The 22,391-nt window shown below is 70.8% G+C and carries 28 protein-coding genes and 1 tRNA gene; 19 read left to right on the top strand and 10 right to left on the bottom strand.

Annotated features, from left to right (window positions below):
• Nucleotides 1-7: 7 nt before the first annotated feature.
• Nucleotides 8-751, bottom strand: a complete 744-nt coding sequence (locus tag ABD126_RS06505; RefSeq protein WP_343932709.1) for a DUF5919 domain-containing protein — start codon at nucleotides 749-751, stop codon at nucleotides 8-10.
• Nucleotides 752-911: 160 nt separating this feature from the next.
• Here ABD126_RS06505 and ABD126_RS06500 point away from each other — a divergent pair, with 160 nt between their 5' ends.
• The 8 genes from ABD126_RS06500 to ABD126_RS06465 all read left to right on the top strand — a co-directional run bounded on the left by ABD126_RS06500 (nucleotide 912) and on the right by ABD126_RS06465 (nucleotide 7,036).
• The gene (locus ABD126_RS06500; RefSeq protein WP_343932708.1) at nucleotides 912-1,364 is read left to right on the top strand and encodes a hypothetical protein; all 453 of its coding nucleotides are present in this window, start codon (nucleotides 912-914) and stop codon (nucleotides 1,362-1,364) included.
• Between the two features lie 28 nt (nucleotides 1,365-1,392).
• Nucleotides 1,393-1,578, top strand: coding sequence for a hypothetical protein (locus ABD126_RS06495; RefSeq protein WP_343932707.1), 186 nt, complete (start codon nucleotides 1,393-1,395; stop codon nucleotides 1,576-1,578).
• 77 nt (nucleotides 1,579-1,655) lie between these two features.
• Nucleotides 1,656-1,844, top strand: a complete 189-nt coding sequence (locus ABD126_RS06490; RefSeq protein ID WP_343932706.1) for a hypothetical protein — start codon at nucleotides 1,656-1,658, stop codon at nucleotides 1,842-1,844.
• The gene (locus ABD126_RS06485) at nucleotides 1,822-2,070 is read left to right on the top strand and encodes an AMED_5909 family protein (protein WP_343932705.1); all 249 of its coding nucleotides are present in this window, start codon (nucleotides 1,822-1,824) and stop codon (nucleotides 2,068-2,070) included. Before ABD126_RS06490 ends, ABD126_RS06485 begins: the two co-directional genes overlap by 23 nt.
• 311 nt (nucleotides 2,071-2,381) lie before the next feature.
• Nucleotides 2,382-3,851, top strand: a complete 1,470-nt coding sequence (locus ABD126_RS06480) for an FtsK/SpoIIIE domain-containing protein (RefSeq protein ID WP_343932704.1) — start codon at nucleotides 2,382-2,384, stop codon at nucleotides 3,849-3,851.
• Nucleotides 3,848-5,452, top strand: coding sequence for a replication initiator (locus tag ABD126_RS06475; RefSeq protein WP_343932703.1), 1,605 nt, complete (start codon nucleotides 3,848-3,850; stop codon nucleotides 5,450-5,452). The genes ABD126_RS06480 and ABD126_RS06475 overlap by 4 nt, the downstream gene beginning before the upstream one ends.
• Before the next feature lie 13 nt (nucleotides 5,453-5,465).
• Nucleotides 5,466-5,672 carry a helix-turn-helix transcriptional regulator gene (locus ABD126_RS06470; RefSeq protein WP_343932702.1) on the top strand — a complete coding sequence of 69 codons (207 nt, stop codon included), beginning with the start codon at nucleotides 5,466-5,468 and terminating at the stop codon, nucleotides 5,670-5,672.
• Nucleotides 5,669-7,036, top strand: coding sequence for a tyrosine-type recombinase/integrase (locus ABD126_RS06465; protein ID WP_343932701.1), 1,368 nt, complete (start codon nucleotides 5,669-5,671; stop codon nucleotides 7,034-7,036). Before ABD126_RS06470 ends, ABD126_RS06465 begins: the two co-directional genes overlap by 4 nt.
• Before the next feature lie 189 nt (nucleotides 7,037-7,225).
• Here ABD126_RS06465 and ABD126_RS06460 read toward each other — a convergent pair.
• A tRNA-Arg gene (locus ABD126_RS06460) sits at nucleotides 7,226-7,298 on the bottom strand.
• 212 nt (nucleotides 7,299-7,510) lie between these two features.
• On the opposite strand from ABD126_RS06460, the gene ABD126_RS06455 reads away from it, so the two are divergent.
• Together ABD126_RS06455 and ABD126_RS06450 are read left to right on the top strand one after the other, a co-directional pair.
• The gene (locus tag ABD126_RS06455; RefSeq protein WP_343932700.1) at nucleotides 7,511-8,443 is read left to right on the top strand and encodes a hypothetical protein; all 933 of its coding nucleotides are present in this window, start codon (nucleotides 7,511-7,513) and stop codon (nucleotides 8,441-8,443) included.
• Between the two features lie 18 nt (nucleotides 8,444-8,461).
• The gene (locus tag ABD126_RS06450) at nucleotides 8,462-9,208 is read left to right on the top strand and encodes an FkbM family methyltransferase (protein WP_343932699.1); all 747 of its coding nucleotides are present in this window, start codon (nucleotides 8,462-8,464) and stop codon (nucleotides 9,206-9,208) included.
• Between the two features lie 54 nt (nucleotides 9,209-9,262).
• Here ABD126_RS06450 and ABD126_RS06445 read toward each other — a convergent pair whose 3' ends face one another.
• Nucleotides 9,263-12,457, bottom strand: coding sequence for a penicillin acylase family protein (locus ABD126_RS06445; RefSeq protein WP_343932698.1), 3,195 nt, complete (start codon nucleotides 12,455-12,457; stop codon nucleotides 9,263-9,265).
• A 149-nt stretch (nucleotides 12,458-12,606) separates the two neighbouring features.
• On the opposite strand from ABD126_RS06445, the gene ABD126_RS06440 reads away from it, so the two are divergent.
• Complete coding sequence (locus tag ABD126_RS06440; protein ID WP_343932697.1) at nucleotides 12,607-13,227, top strand: peptidoglycan recognition protein family protein; 621 nt, start codon at nucleotides 12,607-12,609, stop codon at nucleotides 13,225-13,227.
• A 141-nt stretch (nucleotides 13,228-13,368) separates the two neighbouring features.
• Nucleotides 13,369-14,016 carry a response regulator gene (locus tag ABD126_RS06435; RefSeq protein ID WP_343932696.1) on the top strand — a complete coding sequence of 216 codons (648 nt, stop codon included), beginning with the start codon at nucleotides 13,369-13,371 and terminating at the stop codon, nucleotides 14,014-14,016.
• Nucleotides 14,017-14,119: 103 nt separating this feature from the next.
• Here ABD126_RS06435 and ABD126_RS06430 read toward each other — a convergent pair whose 3' ends face one another.
• Together ABD126_RS06430 and bluB are read right to left on the bottom strand one after the other, a co-directional pair.
• Complete coding sequence (locus tag ABD126_RS06430) at nucleotides 14,120-15,580, bottom strand: GGDEF domain-containing protein (RefSeq protein ID WP_343932695.1); 1,461 nt, start codon at nucleotides 15,578-15,580, stop codon at nucleotides 14,120-14,122.
• Between the two features lie 100 nt (nucleotides 15,581-15,680).
• The gene (bluB, locus tag ABD126_RS06425; RefSeq protein ID WP_343932694.1) at nucleotides 15,681-16,313 is read right to left on the bottom strand and encodes a 5,6-dimethylbenzimidazole synthase; all 633 of its coding nucleotides are present in this window, start codon (nucleotides 16,311-16,313) and stop codon (nucleotides 15,681-15,683) included.
• A 409-nt stretch (nucleotides 16,314-16,722) separates the two neighbouring features.
• On the opposite strand from bluB, the gene ABD126_RS06420 reads away from it, so the two are divergent.
• The gene (locus tag ABD126_RS06420) at nucleotides 16,723-17,046 is read left to right on the top strand and encodes a hypothetical protein (RefSeq protein ID WP_343932693.1); all 324 of its coding nucleotides are present in this window, start codon (nucleotides 16,723-16,725) and stop codon (nucleotides 17,044-17,046) included.
• On the opposite strand, the gene rpsR is transcribed toward ABD126_RS06420, so the two are convergent.
• Genes rpsR through rpmB form a run of 4 tightly spaced genes read right to left on the bottom strand, consistent with a single transcriptional unit; the run spans nucleotide 16,994 to nucleotide 17,942 of the window.
• Complete coding sequence (gene rpsR / locus ABD126_RS06415) at nucleotides 16,994-17,227, bottom strand: 30S ribosomal protein S18 (RefSeq protein WP_309114942.1); 234 nt, start codon at nucleotides 17,225-17,227, stop codon at nucleotides 16,994-16,996. The genes ABD126_RS06420 and rpsR overlap by 53 nt on opposite strands.
• A 12-nt stretch (nucleotides 17,228-17,239) precedes the next feature.
• Nucleotides 17,240-17,536: a 30S ribosomal protein S14 gene (gene rpsN / locus ABD126_RS06410; RefSeq protein ID WP_343932691.1), complete on the bottom strand. Its 297-nt coding sequence runs from the start codon at nucleotides 17,534-17,536 to the stop codon at nucleotides 17,240-17,242.
• Nucleotides 17,536-17,703, bottom strand: coding sequence for a 50S ribosomal protein L33 (gene rpmG / locus ABD126_RS06405; RefSeq protein WP_033439124.1), 168 nt, complete (start codon nucleotides 17,701-17,703; stop codon nucleotides 17,536-17,538). The genes rpsN and rpmG overlap by 1 nt, the downstream gene beginning before the upstream one ends.
• Nucleotides 17,703-17,942: a 50S ribosomal protein L28 gene (gene rpmB, locus ABD126_RS06400; protein ID WP_343932690.1), complete on the bottom strand. Its 240-nt coding sequence runs from the start codon at nucleotides 17,940-17,942 to the stop codon at nucleotides 17,703-17,705. Before rpmB ends, rpmG begins: the two co-directional genes overlap by 1 nt.
• Before the next feature lie 49 nt (nucleotides 17,943-17,991).
• Between rpmB and ABD126_RS06395 the strand changes: the two genes are divergently transcribed.
• Genes ABD126_RS06395 through rpmF form a run of 3 tightly spaced genes read left to right on the top strand, consistent with a single transcriptional unit; the run spans nucleotide 17,992 to nucleotide 19,376 of the window.
• Nucleotides 17,992-18,963, top strand: coding sequence for a GTP-binding protein (locus tag ABD126_RS06395; RefSeq protein WP_343932689.1), 972 nt, complete (start codon nucleotides 17,992-17,994; stop codon nucleotides 18,961-18,963).
• Nucleotides 18,964-19,215 carry a type B 50S ribosomal protein L31 gene (locus ABD126_RS06390; protein WP_343932688.1) on the top strand — a complete coding sequence of 84 codons (252 nt, stop codon included), beginning with the start codon at nucleotides 18,964-18,966 and terminating at the stop codon, nucleotides 19,213-19,215.
• Nucleotides 19,215-19,376 carry a 50S ribosomal protein L32 gene (rpmF, locus tag ABD126_RS06385; RefSeq protein WP_343932687.1) on the top strand — a complete coding sequence of 54 codons (162 nt, stop codon included), beginning with the start codon at nucleotides 19,215-19,217 and terminating at the stop codon, nucleotides 19,374-19,376. The genes ABD126_RS06390 and rpmF overlap by 1 nt, the downstream gene beginning before the upstream one ends.
• On the opposite strand, the gene ABD126_RS06380 is transcribed toward rpmF, so the two are convergent.
• Nucleotides 19,355-20,020, bottom strand: a complete 666-nt coding sequence (locus tag ABD126_RS06380) for a histidine phosphatase family protein (RefSeq protein ID WP_343932686.1) — start codon at nucleotides 20,018-20,020, stop codon at nucleotides 19,355-19,357. The two genes, rpmF and ABD126_RS06380, sit on opposite strands and share 22 nt — an antisense overlap.
• A gap of 55 nt (nucleotides 20,021-20,075) precedes the next feature.
• Between ABD126_RS06380 and ABD126_RS06375 the strand changes: the two genes are divergently transcribed.
• Genes ABD126_RS06375 through ABD126_RS06365 form a run of 3 tightly spaced genes read left to right on the top strand, consistent with a single transcriptional unit; the run spans nucleotide 20,076 to nucleotide 22,367 of the window.
• The gene (locus ABD126_RS06375) at nucleotides 20,076-20,396 is read left to right on the top strand and encodes an EthD family reductase (RefSeq protein WP_343932685.1); all 321 of its coding nucleotides are present in this window, start codon (nucleotides 20,076-20,078) and stop codon (nucleotides 20,394-20,396) included.
• Nucleotides 20,393-21,217: a 3-hydroxyacyl-CoA dehydrogenase family protein gene (locus tag ABD126_RS06370; RefSeq protein WP_343932684.1), complete on the top strand. Its 825-nt coding sequence runs from the start codon at nucleotides 20,393-20,395 to the stop codon at nucleotides 21,215-21,217. Before ABD126_RS06375 ends, ABD126_RS06370 begins: the two co-directional genes overlap by 4 nt.
• A 10-nt stretch (nucleotides 21,218-21,227) precedes the next feature.
• The gene (locus ABD126_RS06365) at nucleotides 21,228-22,367 is read left to right on the top strand and encodes a GNAT family N-acetyltransferase (RefSeq protein WP_343932683.1); all 1,140 of its coding nucleotides are present in this window, start codon (nucleotides 21,228-21,230) and stop codon (nucleotides 22,365-22,367) included.
• Nucleotides 22,368-22,391 lie beyond the last annotated feature (24 nt).

Raw genomic sequence — 22,391 nt, 5'->3', positions numbered from 1 at the left:
TACTTGCCTACCACTTGGGTGGCTTGGCGTCGTCCCACACGCCCTGGAAGCTCTCCGCGTACGTCTCGAACAGGTCTCCGCCGGACAAGCGGCGTAGGTGCAACACCGGGGCGTGAGCTGCCATGAAGCCGTGTACGTGCGTGTTGACCAGCATCTCGTCATCGAACCTGTAGATCGAGTTGTAGAGCGTGGTCTTGTGGCAGCGGATCTCGGCATGTGAGCCGTCCGCTAGCGGCTTGAAGAACGCCAGGGCGTTGCGGACTTTGGCCGCGAGGGTGCCCTTGCCAATACCCTCCTCCTCGCTGCGGCGGGCTACCTCCCGACTGGCGGGATCGCCCAGGAGCAGGCGGATCTTCACGCCGTCCTCGGCCTTTCTGCGCAGGAGCTTGATAAGGCTCGGGTTGTCGGTGAGGAACATGCCCGCGTAGACCAGGATCGAGATGTTCAGCCGGGCCTGGTCGAGTAGGTGTGCCCACACCTCCTGGGGCACCGAGTGGCGGTGCGGGTAGACCTGCACCACCTCGGACTTGGTGATCTCCTTCTTGGTGTCCGGGGCTAGCGCGTCCGGCCACAGGTAGCTCTCGTCCTCGCGCACCATCGCCGCGATGGCTCGGCGGTGGCGCGGGTACGGCGTCCGGTTCTGCGTAATCCAGCGCTCGACCGTCTTCGGGTCCACGCCGGTCGCCTTGGCCACCTGTGTGAAGTCAAAACCGTTGCGCAGCAACGACTCTCGTAGGCGCTGGTTCGGCATGGTTCACCCTTTCGGTACAACTGGGGACGTCTTCACGGTACCAAGGACGTCTTCAGATGTCCGGCCATGCGGTGCTGACGTCCCCGCTTTTTGCCGAAAGTGGTTGGTGTCGAGATGTCGGACGAACCGTCCGACCGACGCTGACGACAGGAGAACGGCAATGGCGATCACGGGCGGGAGCAGGCTCCCCACGTCGCACGACTTCGTCTTCCCGCGTGGCGCGCTGGTGATGGGCGTTGAGCCGGTGCTCAAGTTCCAGTCGGCCGAGGACCGGGCCAAGGGCTTGCCGGTGCAGCAGGAGACCGACAAGGAGTCCGGGCTGTTGGTGTGGTCGGTGCTGGTGATCGACCAGGCGGCGGAGCGGAAGGCTGACGCGGTGGTCACGGTGAAGATCGCGGCTCCGCACCAGCCGGTTCCACCGGAGGCGATTCCGGGGACGGACGTCCGGCCGGTCGTATTCGAGGGGCTGACGGTCACGCCGTGGATCGACGACAAGGCGTGCCGGGGCAGCCACGGGGGTGAGCGCCACCGGTGCCGGGCGAAGCTCGGCTACAGCCTGCGGGCGTCGAGCATGAAGCCGGTTGTCGCCAAGGCGACGACCAAGGCCGCGTGACCAGGTGGCGGACATGGTGCGGCTCCATGTGACCGCTGACCTGCCAATCCGAGTCGAGCCGTTGGCATTCGCGGGGCGGGTCGAGTTCCGGCTTGGCAATGCCTTCCCGGCCGTGCTGGTGGTGGATGGCGAGGCGCTGCCTCGCCTGGCCGAAGCGATCGCGGAAGGACAAGCTGCGCTCGACGCGGCTCCTCGCCGTGGGGGTGCTCGCTGATGGGGCTCAACATGACGTGCACCCCCGGTAGGGAAGCCGCGGCTGCCCTCGTCACGGTTGGGGACCTCCCTGCCCTGGTGATCTACCTCGACCCGGTGAACCTGACGGTGCAGATTCCGCCGTTTCCCGGCGGGCGGGAGGTTCTGGCGCGGCTCTGTCGGGAGCTGTCGCGGGAGGCGTGGAAGGTGGCCGATCGGTTGGAGTCGGCTGGTGGGCGTCACGCACTGGCGGAGGGGACGGGTGATGAAGCAGCGGAAGAAGTCTGACGCCTGGGAAGCCGCCTTCGCGGTACGGACGCTCAAGGACGCGCACGAGGCGTTGGGGAAGGTCATGCCTGCGCCGGATGCTGCGCTGTCGCGGTGGCGGGTCTTCTACCTGCGGTCGGCGGAGGTGTACCGGCAGGTCGCGGAGATCGACCGGGGGCATCACCACGAGGCGTTGTACTGGGCGAAGCGTGAGCGTGAGAAGGGGGAAGCGCTCCCGACTGAGTGACGTTCTCTAGTCCTATTTGGACACCACGCGTGATCTTGCTGGGTCACGTGGCGATGCCGCACGTCTTGTTGCGGCGCAATGGTTTCGTGAGGCGCAGGAGCGGACACCGGCTACCAACCTTGCCGCTCCTGCGTTGTCCACACCGACTCGGAGTGAACAGCGATGACGGTAAAGCATGGGCGCAAGCGTGCGCCAGAGTGGGTCACCCGTATGCGGTGCGCGAAGTGCAAGAGGTTCGCGCGGTTGCTGGTGGGGCAGACGGAGTGCGACCGCTGTGTCGGGGCGCTGGAGCTGGACTTCGGCGGTGTCCGATGAACGGCGGGAAGTGGGTGGACCCGGCTCCGTTCGAGGGTGCTCGGCCTCGGGTGCCGTGGTGGATGTTGTTGCCGGGCAGGGTGAAGTGGCTCGCGGGCGTGCTGGCGCTGGTGTGGCTGGCGGTCGCGTTGGTCGTGCGCCTGGTGCTCGTCGTCGTCCGGTACCCGGTGGCCACATTGGTGCCGGGGTTGGCGGCCTGGTGCTGGTTGCGGTTCGGGCTCTCGCCGCTGGTGCTGGCGTTGTTGTCGCTGGTCTGTGCCCTGACGGTGTGGTACGGGCTGGCGCGGGAGTCGTTCCTGCGGCACTGCTGGTATCGGCTGCTCACCGAGTGGCGGCGGGCGACCGTGTACGTGCCTCGTTGGCGGACCGTGGTGCGGCTGGCTGAGCTGTCCAAGGACGCGAGGGGTCGTGAGCACCGCCCGGCGCTGCGGCGGGTGCGGTCGGAGGGGTGGCGGGACCGGGTTCGGGTGCGGATGATCCCGGCCCAGTCGCCGGAAGCGTGGGAGCTGCGGCGGGACGGGTTGGCGCACTCGTTCGGGGCTCGGTCGTGCCGGGTGCGGGTGCTGCGTCCGAGGGTCGTTGAGCTGGACTTTGTCCACCGTGACCCGCTGCTGCGGCCCCTGCCGGTCCCGGCCTTGGCGGACTCGGCGGACGTGGACCTTCGGCGCGTCACGGTCGGCCGGACGGAGAATGGCAAGCCGTGGCGGCTGCGGCTGCTCGGCTCGCAGGTGCTCGTGGTCGGAGTGCCGGGCGCGGGCAAGGGCTCGGTGTTGTGGTCGCTGGTGTGGCAGCTCGCCCCGGCGGTCAGGGCCGGGCTGGTGCGACTCGTCGGGATTGACCCCAAGGGCGGGATGGAACTCGGGCAGTGCCCGGACGCCTTCGACCGGGTCGTCTACGACAACGGACCGGACGCCGTCGCCCTGCTGGAAGAGATCGCCGCTGAGGTCAAGGAACGAGCCACCCGCTACCGGGGCATCCGACGCTTGTGGGCACGGTCCACCGGGGAGCCGTTCACGGTCCTGGTGGTGGACGAGCTGGCGGACCTGATCGCCTACCAGCCCGACAAGCAGCTCCGGGAGCGGGCGGCTCGGGCTATCCAGACGATCACCTCGCAGGGCCGTGCACCGGGATACGCGGTCGTGGGGCTGGTGCAAGACCCGCGCAAGGAGGTCGTGAGCTTCCGGCACCTGTTCACCACTCGGGTGGCGCTGCGGCTGGACGAGCCGCAACAGGTGGACATGGTGCTGGGGGACGGCGTTCGGCAGCGTGGCGCGGCGGCGCACGAGATCAGCGAGAACACGCCCGGTGTGGCCTGGGTCAAAGTGGATGGGCAGCGGGAGCCGGACCGGGCTCGGGCCTTCCACGTCACGGACGCGGACCTGGTCGAGCTGGGCTTGTTCCTCGCCCCGGCGACCGTGCACGACTTCCCGACTCGGCCGGACGGTGCGGGGGAGGCGGCGGCATGAGTGAGTACCTGACTCGTGCGGACCGCATGAAGCAGCCGGCGGCGCTGGATGTGGCTCGGGCCGTGGCTGAGGAGCACGGCGTGTGTGTCCGGCCGTTGGCCAAGGAGCGGGTTGACCTGGACACGGGGCGGGTGGACATCGTGCCCGTCGCGTGCGGCTCGACCGTGGCCAGCGTGTGCCCCACGTGCGCGGAGAAGAACCGGCGGCTGCGGATGGCCCAGTGTCGGGAGGGCTGGCACCTCACCGAGGAACCCGACTTCACGCCGGATGCTCCCAGCGAGGATCAGCGGGCGATGACGGCCTATCGGGCCGACTTGGTCAAGGCGTACCGCCAGGCCGTCGAAGAGGACGACGAAGTCGGAGCGGAGGAGGTTCGGGAGGAGGTTGCCGGGGTTGATGCTGAGCTGCGGCTGATGGGAGTCCGCGGGAAGCTTCCGGCGCTGGATGCTCGGCCTCGGGCTGTGCGGAAGCGGTCTACTCGGCGGCGGCAGGATGCGCCGAACCTGCCTCGGCGGCCCGTGCAGAAGCGCACGGTCGGGCGGGTGTTCGGGGGCAAGTACCAGCCCTCGACCTTCCTCACGCTAACGCTGGACAGCTACGGCAAGGTGCGCAGCGATGGCACGCCGGTTGACCCGAAGACCTACGACTACCGGCGGGCGGCTCGGGATGCGGTGCACTTCGCGGCGCTGCTGGACCGGTTCGTGCAGAACCTGCGGCGGTGCGTCGGGTGGGATGTCCAGTACTTCTCCACCGTCGAGCCTCAGCGTCGGCTGGCGCCGCACTGGCACGCGGCTATCCGGGGGTCCATCTCGCGGGCGGAGCTGCGGGCGGTCGCTGAGGCCACGTACCACCAGGTGTGGTGGCCCCGCCACGACGAGATGAAGTACGGCGGGGATCGGCTGCCGATGTGGGATGCACGGGTCAAGGGGTTCGTGGACCCGGCCACGAGGGAGCCGTTGCCCACGTGGGAGCAGGCGTTGGACCAGGTGGATGCGCCCGCTCACGTCGCGAGGTTCGGGGTGCAGGTGCACTCCAAGGGCATCCTCGGTGGGACTGACGAGGCTGGCCGGCACATCGGGTACCTGACGAAGTACCTGACCAAGAGCATCGGCGAGTGCTTCGACGCCCAGACGGCCCGGCAGGAGGAGCACGCCGAGCGGCTCTGTGCGGAGCTGGCTGTCACGCCGTGCTCGCCGCAGTGCCCGGTGTGGCTGCTCTACGGGGTTCAGCCGCGTGGGGCTCGGGTCTCGATGGAGCCTGGGAAGTGCAAGGGGAAGGCGCACAAGCGGTCCACGCTCGGCGTTGCTGGGCGGCGGGTGTTGGTGTCGCGGAAGTGGTCCGGGAAGTCGCTGGCGGACCACAAGCACGACCGCAAGGAATTCGTTCGGCAACTGCTTGCCGACGTGGGGATCACCGGGGACGACCAGCCCAAACGGGTCGTCTGGAACAACGTGCAGCCCGGTGACCCGAACGTGCCCACAAGGCCACACCTGCTGTTGCGGGCGGTCGCGGAGAGGCGTCGATGGAAGGCCGAATACACGGCGGCGCTGCTCGCCTCGGCCAATCCGCCAGATCGTTCGGCGACTCCGCAAGCTGCGTAAACAGGGGGATGGGATGAACGGCAAGGGGCGTGAGCTGGGGCAGTTGATGACCGTTCCGGAGATGTTGGAGGCCCTAGGTGGGGTCTCGCGGGACACGTTCTACAAGTGGCGGCAGACCGGGAAGGGGCCGCGCTGCTTCTCGCTCCCGAACGGGGAGCTGCGGTGCCGACGAGTGGACTTCGTGGCCTGGCTGGAGTCGCTGTACGGGGCGGCGGCATGACAACGACGTTCAAGGTCACCTTCTGGGAGATCAAGAAGCGGGCTGGGCGCAAGCGGCCGTGGGGAGTCCGGTGGCTCACGGACAAGCAGGAACACTCCGAGTGGTACGCCAACAAGCCGTTGGCCACTGGACGGCTGTCCGAGTTGATGCGTGCTGCGCGTGCGGGCGAACCGTTCGATGTGGAGACAGGGCTTCCCGTCTCGGAGCTTCGACGGCGAAACTCGTTGTCGTTCTTGGAGTTCTCGCAGTCCTACATGGATCTGAAGTGGCCGGATTCTGCCGCTACGACTCGGGGTAGCACCGTGGAAGCGCTGGCGACTGCGGCTGCTGCGTTCGTGAAGGACGGCGTCGGGCGGCCTGCGGTCACGGAGCTGCGGGGTGTGCTGTCGCGGAACCTGTTGCCTCCGACGACTCGTGATCTTGAGTTGTCGGGGGAGGAGCGGGAGATCGTTGACTGGCTCGTGCGGAACTCGCGGCCGTTGTTCGAGGTGACGGACGCTGTCCTGTTGCGGGGGCTGCTGGACGCGCTGGCGTCGAAGCTGGACGGCAAGGCGGCTGCGGCCACGGTCTACCAGCGGAAACGGGCTGTGCTGTTCAACCTGCTGTCTTACGCGGTCGAGCGGGAGTTGATCCCGGACAACCCGCTGACCAGGGTGAAGCGGAAGGCCGCGAAGGTGGTCGAACAGGTTGACCCCCGAGTGGTGGCGAACCCTGGTCAGGTGGCGCGGCTGTTGACGGCGGTGACCTACGTCGGGCGGCGGAACCTGGACCGGGGCGCGCACCTGGCGGCCTTCTTCGCCACCGGCTACTACGCCGCTGCTCGGCCCGCTGAGGGCCTGGCGCTCCGAGAGGATGACTGCACCCTGCCTCAGGACGGGTGGGGCCTCCTGATGCTCGGTGAGTCGCGGCCGGCGGCTGGGAAGCGGTGGACGGACTCCGGGGAGGTTCACGACCGGCGTGGGCTGAAGCACCGGGGGCGGAAGGAGGTGCGGCCGGTGCCGATCCCGCCGGTTCTCGTCCGCATCCTGCGTGAGCACCTCGACCGGTATGGGGTCGGCCCGGACGGGCGGCTGTTCCGGTCGCTGGGTGGCGGGGTGGTGTCGTCGTCCACCTACTACCGGGTGTGGGAGGAGGCCCGTCAGTACGCCCTGACACCTGCTCAGGTGGCGTCTCCGCTGGCAGCACGGCCGTACGACCTGAGGCACGCCGCAGTGTCGCTCTGGCTGAACGGAGGCGTCCCGGCTACCGAAGTCGCGGAGCGTGCGGGTCACTCGGTGGACGTGCTCCTGAAGGTCTACGCGAAGTGCATCGACGGGCAGCGGGAGACCGTGAACAAGACCATCGAAGGTCTGTTCGAAGCGTGACGCGCGACTCAGGCGGAAGGCCCTCGGGGACCACCTCGGGGGCCTTTGCCGTGTTCAAGATCAGTCCGTCGTGAGTCCGTGGATGGCGGCAAACAGGGGCAGATTCCCGCTGACAGCGACTGACCATAAAGATCAAGCCCCGAGCGCGTTGCCGCTGCTCAGGGCCTGATTCACCCGGCGAAAGGTGAGTGCCCCCGGCAGGATTCGAACCTGCGACACACGGTTTAGGAAACCGATGCTCTATCCCCTGAGCTACGAGGGCGCACGGGGCAGCGTACCGGGTCCTCGCCGCCGGGGTCGGAGGTGGGGCGTCACCCGGGTGGACACCTGGGTCGGGTGAGTATGCACCGCGGGTGACCGGGGGCGGAGGAGTGTGGTGGGCTGTTGGGGGGAAGTGGGGGTGGGTGGCTTCTCCTCCACGGGTTGGTCGGGTAGTCAGGGGGCGGTTGTGGTTGCCGGCGGGAGAAGACGCTGATGAGTGGTAGACCTTGGCCCGACTTCCGGCCCGGGCCCCTCGGGGCCGTGGGGGCCTGGTGGCGGCGGCGGCAGGAGCGGCGGGGGGAGGACTTCACATTCGTCCCTCCTTCCTCCTCGCACCAGCACGTCTTCGAGACGCCGCTGCCCAGCGCCGTCTACGGGTTGGACTTCCGGGCGAAGTTCACCGTGCACTGGCGCCTCGACCTGACCACCGGGGCCCGGCACAACTCGCCGCGCAGCGCCGCGATCAACGACATCGTCAAGCGCGCCCGGCAGATCACCGAGCGCGCCATGCTGGTGCACCACGCTCCCCTCCAGTTCCAGCTCGGGGACGAACTCGCCGCCGAACGGCAGGTGGAGGGCACGCACGTCTGGGCCCGCGCCGAAGGCGTCGAGCTGAGCGTGGACGAAGGCGACCTCGAATCCGCGCGCAAGCACATCGAGCTGCTGCGCTCGACCACCGTCCGCCAGGCCGAGCGGGACGCCGAACGGGCCGAGATCCGGTACCTGCGTGACGAAGTCCTGACCGACCTGTCCACCGCGACCATCTGGTGGCTGCACCGCAACGGCTACCAGGTCGAGCAGGCCGTCGCCCTCTCCCAGCACCTCGGCGAACTGGTCCGCATCGCCGCCCAACGCCGCGACCAGCACTGGGCCGACACCCTCGTCACCAGCTTCGAGACCGCCCTGCCCCGCCTGTCCGACGGCCACCGCACCGAGCTCAAGCAGCACCTCGCCAAGGCCCTGGGCATCTACGGCGGCACGACGGTCGCCGAGGAGTTCGCCGAGCAGGTCGGCCTGCCACACCACAGCGCCCCCGGGCTGCCCCACCACGACGCCCCTGGGCTGCCCCACCACGACGCACCCGGGCTGCCGCACCACAACGCCCCCGGCCTGACCCAGAACAACGGGGCCAAACCGCTGCCCTGATTTCTCTACTGTGGTTCCGTGAACCAGAACCTGACCGAGGCGCGCGGCGCGGCGGTGGCGGGCGCGTTGCGCGTGCTCGCCCGTGTCACGCCGTTCGTCGAGCCCGAGCTGATCGGCCTGCGCGACATCGTCAAGACCGGCGACACGTGCCTCGACATCGGCGCCGCCCTGGGCCTCTACACGGTGTCGCTGTCCCGCCTCGTCGGTCCACAAGGGACAGTCCACAGCGTCGAGCCGCTGGTCTTCGCGCACCCCGCGCTGTCCTACCTGCTGCGCCCGCGCGAGGGCCGCAACATCGTCCGGCACTCGGTGGCGCTGGGCACCCGCGAGGGCAAGGACGTGATGAGCGTCCCGGTGCGCCACGGCCTCCCCGTCACCGGCCGGTCGTTCCTCACCGCGGGCGCGGACGGGCTCGGGTCCAACACCGAGTTCGCCGAGCACCTGGAGGTCGTCGTCCGCACCGACACCCTCGACCGGTTCGTCGCGGCCAACGGCATTGAACGGCTGGATTTCGTCAAGGCCGACGTGGAAGGCGCCGAACTGCGCGTCCTGCAAGGCGGAACCGAGACCATCGAGAAGTTTCGACCAAAACTTCTCCTGGAGATCGAGGAACGGCACGTGGAACGGTTCGGATACCGCGCGGAGGATGTCGCGGACTGGCTCGCGGAACGCGGCTACCGCATGCACACCTGGCAGCGCGGCGCCTGGCGGCAGGTCCACCGCGTCCACCGCGACCTGCGCAATTACCTGTTCACGGCCCACTGAAAGGCGGAAGACCCCGGTCCCTGGGGGTGGACCGGGGTCTTCCTGCGGACCGGTCTACGAGCCGTAGACCTCAAGTTCGTACAGTGAGTATCCGTAACCCGTGGCGCGTTGGATACCGGTCATTCGTACGAATCGTGCGGCAGTTGGGGTGAACGACACCACGTCCTGTCCACCGTTTCCCGCACTTGTCGTGAATACCTCGCGCCAGTTGGTGCCATCGGGTGACACGTCGATTCGGTACGACCTGGCGTGCGCCGCCTCCCAGGACAGCACCACCCGCCCGACCACGCGCGACGACCCCAGGTCCACCCGCAGCCACTGGGCGTCGCTCCAGTCGCTGGCCCACCGCGTGTCCGGCTTGCCGTCGACCGCGTGGGCCGGCGGCGAGTGGTACCAGCCGCGCTCGTAGCTGCTCGCCGACGCCGAGGACCCCGCGGCCAGGTTGGTCACCGCCGCGCCCCGCCGCGCCGGGAACTGCACGACCTGCTGGTAGGTGGGCCGGTTCTGCCAGTGGACCTTGTCGTGCGTGATGCCGCCCATCGCCCGGTGGATGATGGTGTCGGCGCACCACTGGTCGCCCGCCGCGCAGTCGCCGTCCGCGGGGTACACCGTCGCCGCCGGCACCGCCACGGCCTGCGCCAACGAGTCCAGCAGCACCTGCCGGCACGTCGCCAGGACCCCGCCGCCGCAGTACTTCGCGCCCAGCGGACCGGCCACGCCGTCACCCAGCACCGCCCGCAGGTCCTTGTCCACGTAGCTCCACCAGCCGTACTGGAACGCCGAACCCTTGTGCGGCGCGGCCCCGTGCTTGTCCGACGGCGGTTCGTCCACCGAGATCGCGCGGGTGAGCTGCGTGTAGAGCGGTTCGCCGAGCCCCGGCTGGAACTCCGCCTTCACCAGCAACGGCCACCACGCGTCCAGGATGCGGATCGCCTCGGCGTGCGCGTAGGTCTTGCTGCCGCGCGCGGTCTCCTTGCGCAGCGACCCGGACCGCTGCCAGTCCCGCAGTTTCGTCACGGCGGACGCCAGCGCCGGGTCGGTGATCGCGGCGGCGTCGAGGACCCGCAGGACGTCCGGCAGCACCTGCTCGGCCCGCAGGTCCGCCACGCCCGCCTCGGCCATGGCCTGGGTCAACGACGTCCGCGTCACCTTGCGCCCGCTCGACAGCAGCGCCTTGACCCGGTCGTCGAGCAGGTCGCCGCGGTGCACGGACCCGTTGCCGTAGCCCGAAGCCGAGTAGTCCAGCGCCTGCTTGTTGTTCCACGAGATGTAGTAGTCCTGGTTGACCGAGTTCGGGTGCTGCGCGAACGGCGTGTAGGCGGCCGTGTTGCGGTCGGGGTCCCAGCCCTCCCACTCGTTGGCCTGCACCGCGTGCACGGGCAGGTGCGGGTCCACGTGGGCCTTGCGCACCGGGTTCGCGCCGGAGTTGAAGTACGCCGTGTCCCGCGCGTCGACGTAGAACCAGTTGAACGCGTACCCGATGTGCTCGGCGGCGCGCTGGAAGTCCTGCGCCGACCGCACCGCGTCCGGGTCGTTGAACTCCTGGAACCCGATGATCGAGTCCACCTCGTGCAGGTAGGTCGAGCGCAGCGACGTGTACGCCACGTGCTTGCCGCCGACCTGCGCCCGGCTCTGCACCAGCCCGTACTTCGTGCGGTGCATGACCAGCGTGTACGAGCCCGCCGGCGTCGGGTCGGCGACCGTGGACTTCCACGAGTTCTTGCGCTCGATGCGTTCCATGGGCAGGCACTGCGCCCGGAACCGGTAGTGCAGTGACGCCGCCGACGCCGGCCGCCCGTCGGGTTCGCACAGCTCCACGGCGTAGGTGTCGGTGATGTCCTGCCCCGCCGACGTCGCGCTCCACGAGTAGTCGATGCCCCGCCCGAGCTGCACGTACATGCTCACGCCCGCGAACGACACGCCCCGCGCCCGCAGGCCCGGACCGTTCAGCTCCTGCAGCATCAGCAACTGCGGCGCGAAGTACCCGGTCTGCGGCCCCCACACGGCGATCGGGTTGCCGGTGTCGGTGTGCGCGCCGGACACCGCCAGCGCGTTGGACATGCCCTGCTTCCTGCTCAACAGGTCCTTGGGCAGCACGCCGTCCTTGAAGATGCCGCGCACGGCCTGCAACTCGGCCGGAACCTCCACAGTGGACTGCGCGGCGACCGCCTGGTCGTACACCATCCGCTCCGGCGTCACGACCCCGCCGTCCGGCAGCGCCACGCCCTGCGGCGCGGAAGGCGTTGTGGCGTAGGGGAACCGCTGCCCGTCGTGCAGGGTCAGCACCGACTCGGGGTCGTTCTGCTCGCGGAACGACCGCCACACCTGGTCGCCCACGGCCGCGCCGTAGCGGTTCTGCGCGGCCAGCTTGACCAGGGCGTTCTGCACCTCGCCACCGCCGCCCGCGCCGAACAGGCCGCCCACCACGGCCGCGATGGCGACCAGGTCGGTCGGCTGGAACGGCCGGATGTCGTTCCAGTTGGTGATGGCGTCGGCGTGCCCGGTCAGGACGTACTCGCCGGGGAAGTACCGGCCGTTGACCGACGCCGTGATGTAGGCGTTGATGCCGGCCACGTAGTCGCGCACGTCCTGCAACGCCTGCTGCCCGCGCGGACCCTGCGTCGCGACCTGGTCGATCTGCCGCTGGAGGTCGGCCTCGGTGTACGGGATCTGGTTGAAGAAGCTCTGCTCCAGCGCCCGGTTGCCCTCGGCGCCGCCGGCGAACCCGGTCAGCTGCCCGCGCCCGAGGTGGCGGAACAGGTCCATCAGCCACAGCCGGTCCTGCGCGGCGGCGTAACCCGCGCCGAACTCGGTGCCGGACCGGGTGGTGCCGTAGATGTGCGGCATCCCGATGCGCTTGTCGCGGATGATCGTCACGTCCGCGCGGGGCTTGATCGTGCTCGCGACCTGGTCGGCCGGCACGCCGAAGGAGGCGTCGTTGAAGAAGGTGGCGAGCTGGTCGTTGGTCAGGCCGGCGTAGCCGGAGACCAGCGCGTCGTACTTGCCGAGCTGGTCGGCGGAGTGCGCGGGCCGGGTGCCCAGCGCCTTGTGGGCCAGGATCTCGGCGAGGGTGGCGTTGCCGTTCTGGCCGGGCGGTAAGACGTCGTGGCACTGGCCCAGGCAGTAGTCGTCCGGGGCGAAGGCGGTGGTGCGAGGCGAGGCCTGGGCGGCGGGGACGGTGACGGCGGGGACGGTGACGGCCGTGGCGAGGAGTGCGACCACGGCCAGGGATCGGGCGGCTCTCCGCATGGCGCGAAGCTCCTTCCAGGCAGGGTTCGTGTGACGCACGTTACTCACAAGTAAAGATTCGCGAAAGTGCTTCGCGTTTTCGCGTCACTCCATCGAACGGGTGTCGGTCGTTGCCAGGAAGTCCCGATAGTGGGAAAACGTTCCACGTGATGCGTCGACGAACCCTGCTCGCCGGCGTCGTCGGCGCCGGCTTCCTGACCGCCACCCCGGCGCACGCGACGCCCGTCCTGCCCATCCGCGGTTGCGCCGACTGGTCGGCCCGGCCGCCCGCCGCCGCGCCGACCGTGCTCGCCCAGCGCCCCGTCCGCATCCTGGTCCACCACACCGCCACCGAGAACACCTCCGACGTCAGCCAGGAGCACGCCTACGCCCACGCCCGGTGGATCCAGGACCTCCACATGGACACCAACGGCTGGATCGACTCGGGGCAGCACTTCACCAACAGCCGCGGCGGTTTCCTGATGGAGGGCAGGCACGGCAGCCTCGCCGCGCTGCGGTCCGGGGACCGGGTCGTCGTGGGCGCGCACTGCCCCGGCCAGAACAGCGCGGCCATCGGCATCGAGAACGAGGGCAATTACATGGCGGTCGAGCCGCCGGTCCTGCTGTGGGACTCGCTGGTCTCGTTCTGCGTGCACACATGTGAGCAGTACGCCATCCCGCCCAGTGAGATCTTCGGCCACCGCGACTACCGCGACACGCTCTGCCCGGGCGACAAGCTCTACGCCCTCCTGCCACGTCTGCGCCAGGAAGTTGCGCGCGTTCTCGGCTGATCTCCGGGATTTCCTGGCAACTGTGAACAGGCTGTTCCGAGGCTCATCCGTGGTGAGATAACGGGGAATTAACGTCAGCTTGCGTGTTCGTGCGCGAGGCTGAGCGGGTACGAACACGAAACGCCAACGCGGGGAGGCGTCGTGATCAAGGTGATGCTGGCCGATGACGAAGACCTCGTCCGGTCCGGCCTTCGCATGATCCTCAACAGCGCAGGCGACATCGAGGTCGTGGCTGAATGCGACGACGGGCACCTGGTGGCCGACCTGGCCCGCCAGCACCGCCCGCACGTCGTGCTGCTCGACATCCGGATGCGGTCCTCGGACGGCCTGACCGCCCTGCGGCGGTTGCGCTCGCTCCCGGACGCGCCCCGGATCGCCATGCTGACCACGTTCGACGTGGACGAGTACGTGTCCGAGGCGCTGCGGTTGGGCGCGTCGGGCTTCCTGCTCAAGGACACCGAACCCGAGCAACTGGTCCGGGCGGTCCGCGACCTGGCCTCGGGCGGCGCGGTCCTGGACCCGGGCGTGGCGGCCAGGGTCCTGGCGGCGGTGGCCGACGGTGAGCGGGCCGCCGAGCCCGCGCGCCGCCTGCTCGCGTCGCTGTCGGAGCGGGAGCGCGAGGTGCTCGTCCTGATCGGGCAGGGCATGTCCAACGCGGAGATCGGCGGGACGCTGCACCTGTCCGAGGCGACCGTGAAGGGGTACGTGTCCTCGGTCCTGGGCAAGATCGGCGCGGTGAACCGGGTGCAGGCCGCCCTGGTCGCGTTCCGGGGTGGACTGATCGCCTAGCGCTTTTCGAAGAGCCGGTGTTTCTCCGCGGTGTGGGGCCGCGGGGGAGTGCCGGCTTTTTGCCGCCGACCCGCGCCTGTCTGTCGGCCCGCGCCTGTCGGCGTCAGGTGCCGCCGACGATCTCGGCGACGCTGGGTTCCACCTCGACCCGGTTGCGCCCGTGGCGCTTGGCCCGGTAGAGCGCCATGTCGGCGGCGGCGAAGAGCTGGTCCAGCTTGGCCGGCCCGGCGGCGACGCCGATGCTGACCGTCGGGCGGCGGGTCGTGCCCAGGACCATCGTCCAGTCGTGGCAGTCCACGGCCGCCCGGATGCGCTCGGCCACCACCGGTCCCACGTCGCGGGCGTTGCTGTCCGTGTCGCCCAGCAGCACCACGAACTCGTCGCCGGCCCACCGGGCGACCAGGTCGTCCGCCCGGCACTCGCGCCTGAGCAGCTGGGCGATCTCCCGGAGGGCCGCGTCCCCGGCGGCGTGGCCGGCGTCGTCGTTCACGCCCTTGAACCAGTCCACGTCGACCAGCACCAGCCACGGCACCCGGCCCCGGGCGGCGGTCGATTCGAGCAGGCCCGCGGCGGCGCGCTCCAGGCCGAGGCGGTTGGCGAGCCCGGTCAGGGGGTCGCGGGCCGCCGCCTCCTGGGCCGCCACCGCCAGCCGCTGCGCCTGCACCGCCACCCGCCGCTGCTCCAGCGCCTGGGCCAGGCCTTCCTGCAACGTCTCTGTCGCGGTCTTGCTCGCCGCGACCGAGCAGCGCAGGGCCGCGGCCTCGCCCACGTGGTCGTTCATCTTCGCGCAGATGTCGGCCAGGTCCAGGGAGAACCTGAGCAGCAGGGACGCGTCGTTGATCGCCTCGGCCGCCGCGACCGCGCGGCTGGCCAGGGTGCGGGCCTCGACCAGGTCGTCCTGGTCGCGGCGCACGACCGCGAGGACCCAGTTGGCCACCGCCTGGGACCAGCGGTCGCCCGCCTCGGTGGCCTGGCGCAGCGTCTCCCGGGCCGCCTGCTCGGCCTCGATCAGCTCGCCGACGCCTGCCAGCGACCGGCTGTAGGCCCCGAGGAGGGCGCGGCGCATCTGCTCGTCGGTGGTCAGCTCCAGGCCTTCGCGCAGGTACTCGCGGGCCTCGGCGAAGATCGCCGGGGCGCGGTCGGGCGGGGAGGAGATGGCGCGGAAGTTCAGCGTGCCGCCCAGGCCCTGGAGGCAGTGGCCGAGCACCTCGGGGACCTCCGCCCGGCGCGCCACCTGCACGGACAGCCGCAGCATGTCCACCGCCGCGCGCCGGTTGCCGATGCCCTCAAGCAGGTAGGCCAGGGCGTGCATGGCCTGCGCGGCGGCGGGGTTGTCGGCGTTCTCGCCGTCCAGGTCGGTCCAGCCCTCGGCGGCCAGCTCCAGGGCCAGCGGGATGCGGCCCAGCCGCCACGCCAGCTTCGCCCGGTTGACCAGCACGGCCGAGCGCGTCCACCGGTCGGCGCCCGGCGGGATGCGGCTGACGACCTGGTCGAACAGCGTGTTGGCCTCCGGCAGGCGGCCAGCGTTCAGCAACGCCTTGACCTCAAGGTCCAGCTGTGGCACCGCTACCAGCGGATCTCGCTGCTCCACCCGTGTCGACACTCCATTCCGGCTCGGTGGGCGGGTACGCGGGACCGCCCACCAGCGGTACGGCTTAGACAGGCTACCGGGACGGACGCCGTGTGTACCGCTCCTGGTGCAGGACGTCGTCCAGCGGCAGCCGGTTCCGCCACCCGTGGCGCTCCAGGTCGGGGGTGTCGGGCAGGCACGCGACCGGGCCGACGCACAGCCACGCGACCGGGCGGACGGTGGCCGGGATGTCCAGCAGGCGGCGCAGCTCGTCCTCGCGGTAGAAGCTCACCCAGCCCACGCCCAGGCCCTCGGCGGTCGCGGCGAGCCACAGGTTCTGGATGGCCAGGCACACCGAGTACAGCCCGGCGTCGGCGATGGCGTGCCGGCCCAGCACGGCGGGCGACCCGCGCTCGGGGTCGTAGGTGACGACGATCCCGAGGGAGGACTCCATGATCCCCTCGACCTTGATCCGGGCGAACGTCTCGGCCCGCTCGCCGTCGAGTTCGGTGGCGAACACGCTGCGCTCGGCCTGGACGTGGTCGCGGAACGCCCGCCGGGTGTCCCGGTCGCGCACGACGATGAAGTCCCACGGCTGCGAGAGGCCCACGCTCGGCGCCGCGTGGGCGGCCGTGAGCACCCGGCGCAGCACGTCGTCCGGGATGGGGGCGCCGGTGAACTCGCCCCTGGTGTCCCGGCGGCGGTGCAGTACGTCGTAGAAGCTCATTCGGAGGATCGTGCCTCACGCGATCAGGCGAACCGTGCGTTGAGGCGGTGGCGTGCGTCTCACGTGCGTGCCGACGCGGGGTCCGCGGCCGGGCGGCTGCTCGGCCGACTGTCGTACCCGCGTGGGAAAATGGTGTCGGGGGCCGGAGGCCGCCCCACGAAACATCCGCCCCCACGAAACGTCCGCCTCCACGCCGCCAGCCTGCCGCCCTGCCAGCCTGCCGCCCTGCCAGCCTGCCGCCCCCACCCTCGCTGCCCCGTTGGCCTGCCGCCGCGCCGCCTTGCCGCTTTGTCGCCCCGCCGGCTCACCCCCGCCACCCCACTCGGTCGGCGGAATCTGCCCACGCGATCAGGTGAACTCCGCCGTCGTGCGGTGGCGTGCGTCTCCACCGCGCGTTGAATGGCGGGTCATGCCGAGGATCGGAAGCGCACCCGGGTCCGCGCTGGGCTTCGCCGGCGGTGTCGTCGCGACCGTGGTCGCGGGCAACTGGCCGCTGCCGGCGCTGGTCGCGCTGGTGGCCGTGGTGGTGGCGGTGTCGTTGGTGACCACGCCGTTGGGGGCGGCGTTGACCGCCCTCCAGTGCTGGGGCCTGTACGGGAGCTTCGTGGTGGGGGCGGAGGGGCACTTCGCGCCCGACTGGCCCGCGCTGGCGGTGCTGGCGGCGGCCGGCACCGCCTCGCTCAGCGGCCTTGCGAGGGGTAGGGCAGCAGTGCCATCTCCCGCGCGTTCTTGATCGCCGTCGCGACCTGGCGCTGTTGCTGCGGCGTCAACCCGGTCACGCGGCGCGAGCGGATCTTGCCGCGGTCGGAGATGAACTTGCGCAGCAGCGCGACGTCCTTCCAGTCGACGGTGGTCACGCCCTCCTTGCGCAGGAGGTTGACCCGCTTCTTGGGCGTGCGTTCGGTCCTGGGCACGTGCGTCCTCCCCTACCAGCTCGACTTGGTGACACCCGGTAGCTCACCTTTGTGCGCCATCTCCCGCAACCGGAGGCGGGACAGCCCGAACGCCCGGAAGTAGGCGCGCGGCCGGCCGTCCACGGCGTCGCGGTTGCGCAGCCGGGTCGGACTGGCGTCGCGGGGCAGGCGCTGGAGCGCGAGCTGGGCCTCGGCGCGCCGCGAAGGATCGGTGCGCACGACCTCCTTGAGCTGCGCCCGGCGCTCGGCGTACCGGGCGACGACCTCGCGGCGCTGCCGGTCACGGGCGATCTTGGACTTCTTCGCCATCAGCGCTCCTCCTTGAAGTCGACGTGCCGGCGCACCACCGGGTCGAACTTGCGCAGCACCAGCCGGTCCGGGTCGTTGCGGCGGTTCTTGCGGGTGACGTAGGTGTAGCCGGTGCCGGCGGTGGAGCGGAGCTTGATGATCGGCCGGACGTCGGTGCTCTTGGCCATCAGACCTTCTCCCCCCGGGCGCGCAGCTCGGCCACCACGGACTCGATGCCGCGCCGGTCGACGGTCTTGATCCCCTTCGCCGACAGCGTCAGCACGACGAACCGGTTCTCGCTGGGCAGGAAGTACCGGCGGCGCTGGGTGTTGGGCAGCCAGCGGCGGTTCGTGCGCCGGTGCGAGTGGGAGACCTGCTTGCCGTAGCCGGGTTTGCGCCCGGTCAACTGGCAGTGGCGGTGGGACACGCGGCACCTCTCTTTGAAACGACAACGGTTTTCATCTACTGTAGCGCAAATGGAAACCGTTGTCGTTCTGGTGGCCGGCGGGCACGGCGTGGCCACGTCCCTGTGGTGCGCCTCGCCGGGCGCCGTGCTCGTCCGGTACGACCTGGCGGGCCTGCGCTCGGGCGTCGTGCGGCGGTGGGTGGACGGGTCGCTGGAAGTGCTGGAGCTGGAGCACGGCTGCGTGTCCTGCACCCTGCGCCACGACCTGCTGCCGCTGCTGGACGCGTTGGGCGGGCACGTGATCGTGGACCTCGACCCCGCGCTGGAACCGGAGGCGGTCTGCCTGGCGCTGACCGACCGCCCGGTGCGGGTGGCGGCCGTGGTGACGGCGGTGGACGCGGCGACCTGGTTGGCGGAGGCGACCGGGGACGAGGAGCTGGTGTCCGACGTGCCGGGCGACGAGCGGACGTTGGCGCAGGTCGTGGTGGGCCGGACCGAGTTCGCGGACGTGCTGGTCGTGGTCGGCGAGCCGGACCCCACGCTGAACGCCGTGCTGGACCGGCTCTCGCCCGGCGTGCCGCGGGTGTCGCTTGAGGGTCTGCCCGCCGTGGTGGCCGGGTTGCGGCGGGTGCCCCGGTTCGACCAGGTCACGGGGTCGCTGCTGCGCGGCGCGCCGCTGGACCCGGCCGGGGACGTCGGGGTCGTGCACTTCGTGGCGTCGCGACCCTTCCACCCGATGCGGTTGCACGTCGCGCTGGACGTGCTGCTGGACGGCGTCGTGCGCGGCCGGGGCCGGTTGTGGCTGGTGAGCCAGCCGGACGCGCTGCTGTGGCTGGAGTCCGCGGGCGGCGGCCTGCACATGGGGGAGATCGGGCGGCGGACCGATGGCGTGCAGGAGATCGTCGCCATCACGTGGAAGGCGGCGGAGTTCGAGATCGTGTCGGCCCTGCGCGAGGCGCTGGTGACCGACGAGGAGTGGGCGTTGGCGGACGAACTGGACTTCGTGGACCCGTTCGCCGAGCACGAGATGGAGGAGCTGTAGGTGAAGAAGGGCATCCACCCGGACTACCACCCCGTGGTGTTCCAGGACTCGGGCACGGGCAAGGCGTTCCTGACCCGTTCGACGGCCACGTCGTCGCGGACGGTGGAGTGGGAGGACGGCCGCACGTACCCGTTGATCGTCGTGGACGTGACGTCGGACTCGCACCCGTTCTGGACCGGCTCGCAGCGGGTCGTGGACACGGCGGGGCGCGTGGAGAAGTTCAACCGGCGGTACGGGAAGAGGGCGCGCTGATGGCGGTTCCGAAGCGGAAGACCTCGCGGAGCAACACCCGGCACCGGCGTGCGCGGTGGAAAGCGGCGGCGCCCGACCTGGTCCCGGTGAAGACGCTCGACGGGCGGGAGTTGCTCGTGCCCCGGCGACTGGTCGCGGCCTACCGGCGCGGACTCCTCTGACCCCGGAGCTGGGTCTCGCCGTCCGGGGAGTCGCGCCACTGGGCGAAGGGGCGGTCCAGGGTCCACCCGCCGTCGTGGGTCAGGACCCGGTGTTCGCAGGTCTCCAGGTTGGACAGGGACTCGAACAGCTCGACGCTCCAGCCGAACAGCCGCCGGCACAGGAGCCGGATCGTCAGGCCGTGCGAGACGATCAGGGCCGTGTCCGGGTGGTCCGGGTGGGCCATGCGCGCCTCCAGGTCCACCAGGAACGCGGCCAGCCGGTCGTCCACGTCCGCGCCGGACTCGCCGTTGGGCAGGCGGAAGAAGAAGTGGCCGAAGGCGTGGCGCTGGTGCTTCAAGACCTCCTGTCGCACGGGGTCCTGGAGGTTGCCCCAGTCCTGCTCGCGCAGGCGGGGTTCGGCGACCACGCGTTCGGCCTGCTCGCCGAGGGCCAGGCCGCGCAGGGTGGCCCGGGTGCGGACGTACGGGCTGACGTAGACGGCCACTGGCGCGCCGCCCAGCAGTTCCTTGATCCTGGGACCGGCCTCCGCCGCCTCCCGTTCGCCCCGCGGGGTGAGCGGGAGGGCGTGGTCGGGTATACGGCAGTACGCCAGTTCGTCGACGTTGCCCAGGCTCTGCCCGTGGCGCAGCAGGATGATCCGCACCCCGCCATCGTGCCGGTGTTACAGTCCGGCGGCGAAACCGGACGGAAGGTGTCACATGATCAAGTACATCGCGCTGTACCGGAAACCCTCTGACCCCGAGGCCTTCGACGAGGCCTACTTCGCCTCCCACCTGCCGCTGGTGAGCAAGACGCCCGGCCTGCTCCGGGCCGAGGTCGCCAAGGTCGGCCGCGTGTTCGTGCCCGGCTTCCTCGGCGAGCACGAGCCGCACCTGGTGGCCGAGATGTACTTCGCGTCCGAGCAGGACATGAAGGCCGCGTTCAAGTCGCCCGAGTGGCAGGCCTCCGGGGCGAACCTGACCGAGATCGGCGGGATGGACCTGGTCGCCATGTTCGCGGCGGAGGTCGTCGAAGCATGATCGCGGTCGTGATCGGTGGCGGCACGATGGGCGCGGGGATCGCGCACCTGCTGCTCGCGGGCGGGCACGAGGTGGTGCTCGCCGAGTCGTCCGCGGACCGGGTGGTGACCGCGCGGTCGGCCGTGGCGGCGTCGCTGGCCAAGGCGGCGGACCGGGGCAAGCTGGCGACCTCGCCCGACGAGCTGCTCAAGAACCTGACCGTGGTCGAGCAGCTGGCCGCCGTGCCGGCCGACCTGGTCGTGGAGGCGGTGCCCGAGGACGTCGAGCTGAAGCGGCGCGTGCTGAGCATCGCCGCAAACGCTTGCCCCGACGCGGTCCTGGCCTCCAACACGTCCTCGCTGTCGATCACGGCGCTGGCGCGGGGCCTGCCCGCCGAACGCGTGATCGGCATGCACTTCTTCAACCCGGTGCCCGTGCAGCAGCTCGTGGAACTGGTCGTGCACGACGCCGTCGCGCCCTCGACCGTCGAAAGCGCCCGCAAGTGGGCCGAGGAGCTGGGCAAGACGGTCATCGAGGTCCGCGACGCGCCCGGTTTCGCCACCTCGCGCCTCGGCGTGGCGGTCGGCATGGAAGCCATCCGCATGCTGGAGGAGGGCGTCGCCAGCGCTGAGGACATCGACACCGGCATGCGCCTGGGCTACGGCTGGCCGATGGGTCCCCTCAAGCTCACCGACCTGGTCGGGCTGGACGTCCGCCTGGCCATCGCCGAGCACCTGGCCGCCGAGCTGGGACCGCGCTTCGAGCCGCCAGCGCTGCTGCGCGAGAAGGTCGCGCGCGGCGAGCTGGGTCGCAAGAGCGGCCAGGGCTTCTTCACCTGGTAAGCAGGACGGTGTGCTGATCCGAGAGCTCACCGGGGCCGACGCCGACGAAGTCCGCCGACTGCGCAAGGTCGCCTTCGGCGCCACGTCCGAGGAGGACCCGGTCCGCCCCGGCCGGCGCGGGCTGCTGGCCGAGGTGGACGGCCGGCCCGCGGCGGTGCTCACGATCACCGGGTTCCACCAGTTCTTCGGCGGCGCGCCGGTGCCCATGGGCGGCATCGGCGGCGTCGCCGTCGACCCGTCGGCGCGCGGCCGGGGCGTGGCGAGCGGACTGCTCGACAGGACCCTGGTCGACCTGCGCGAGCACGGGCAGCCGTTGTCCGTCCTCTACGCGACGGTGCCCGCGCTGTACCGGTCGCGCGGCTGGGAGCGGGCCGGCGTGTTCGAGTGGATCGACTTCCCGATCGACCGCCTGCCCACCGGCCCGGCGGCGGCGACCCGGCCCGCGACCGAGGCCGACCTGGACGCGCTGCACGCCTGCTACGTCGACCTGGCGTCCACGGTGAACGGCCTGGTGGACCGCTCGAAGCCGGGCGTGGACGTGGCCGACGTGCTCACCCTCGACGTGGTCACGGTGGTGCCCGGCCACGACGGCGAGGTGCGCGGCTTCCTCACCGCCGAGCGCAACCGCGAGGGCCTGCGGGTCTTCGACCTCGTCGGCCGGGACCGCGACACCCAGCTCGGGCTGCTGCGCGCGCTGGGCAGCTGGGCGGGCCTGCTGGACCAGGTGTCCCTGCGGGTGACCGACCCGGCCGTCCCGGGCCTGCTGACCAACCAGGCCATCCGGTACACGGTCACCACCTCGGCCTGGCTGCTGCGGGTCGTGGACCTGCCCGCCGCCGTCGCCGCCCGGGGTTGGCCCGCCGCGGCGGCGTTGCGCGACGCGGCCGTGGACCTGGAGGTCGTGGACGACCACGCGCCCTGGCACGCGGGCCGGCAGCGGCTCGTGGTGGAGGACGGCGCGGTCCGGGTCGAGCCGGGCGGCACGGGTGCGGTGCGGCTGCACGCCCGCGCGCTGGGGCCGTGGTTCAGCGGCATGCAGGACACCCACGCCCTGCGCCGGGCCGGCCTGCTCGACGGCGGCGGCGACGCGGCCCTGCTGGACCGCCTGGCCGGCGCGCCCGGCGTGCCCCGGCTCGCCGACTTCTTCTGAAGCGCGTCCGATGTGACCGGACGC

This window comes from Saccharothrix mutabilis subsp. mutabilis (assembly GCF_039521145.1).
Taxonomy (GTDB): domain Bacteria; phylum Actinomycetota; class Actinomycetes; order Mycobacteriales; family Pseudonocardiaceae; genus Actinosynnema; species Actinosynnema mutabilis.
This window is presented reverse-complemented; position numbering and strand designations above follow the sequence as displayed.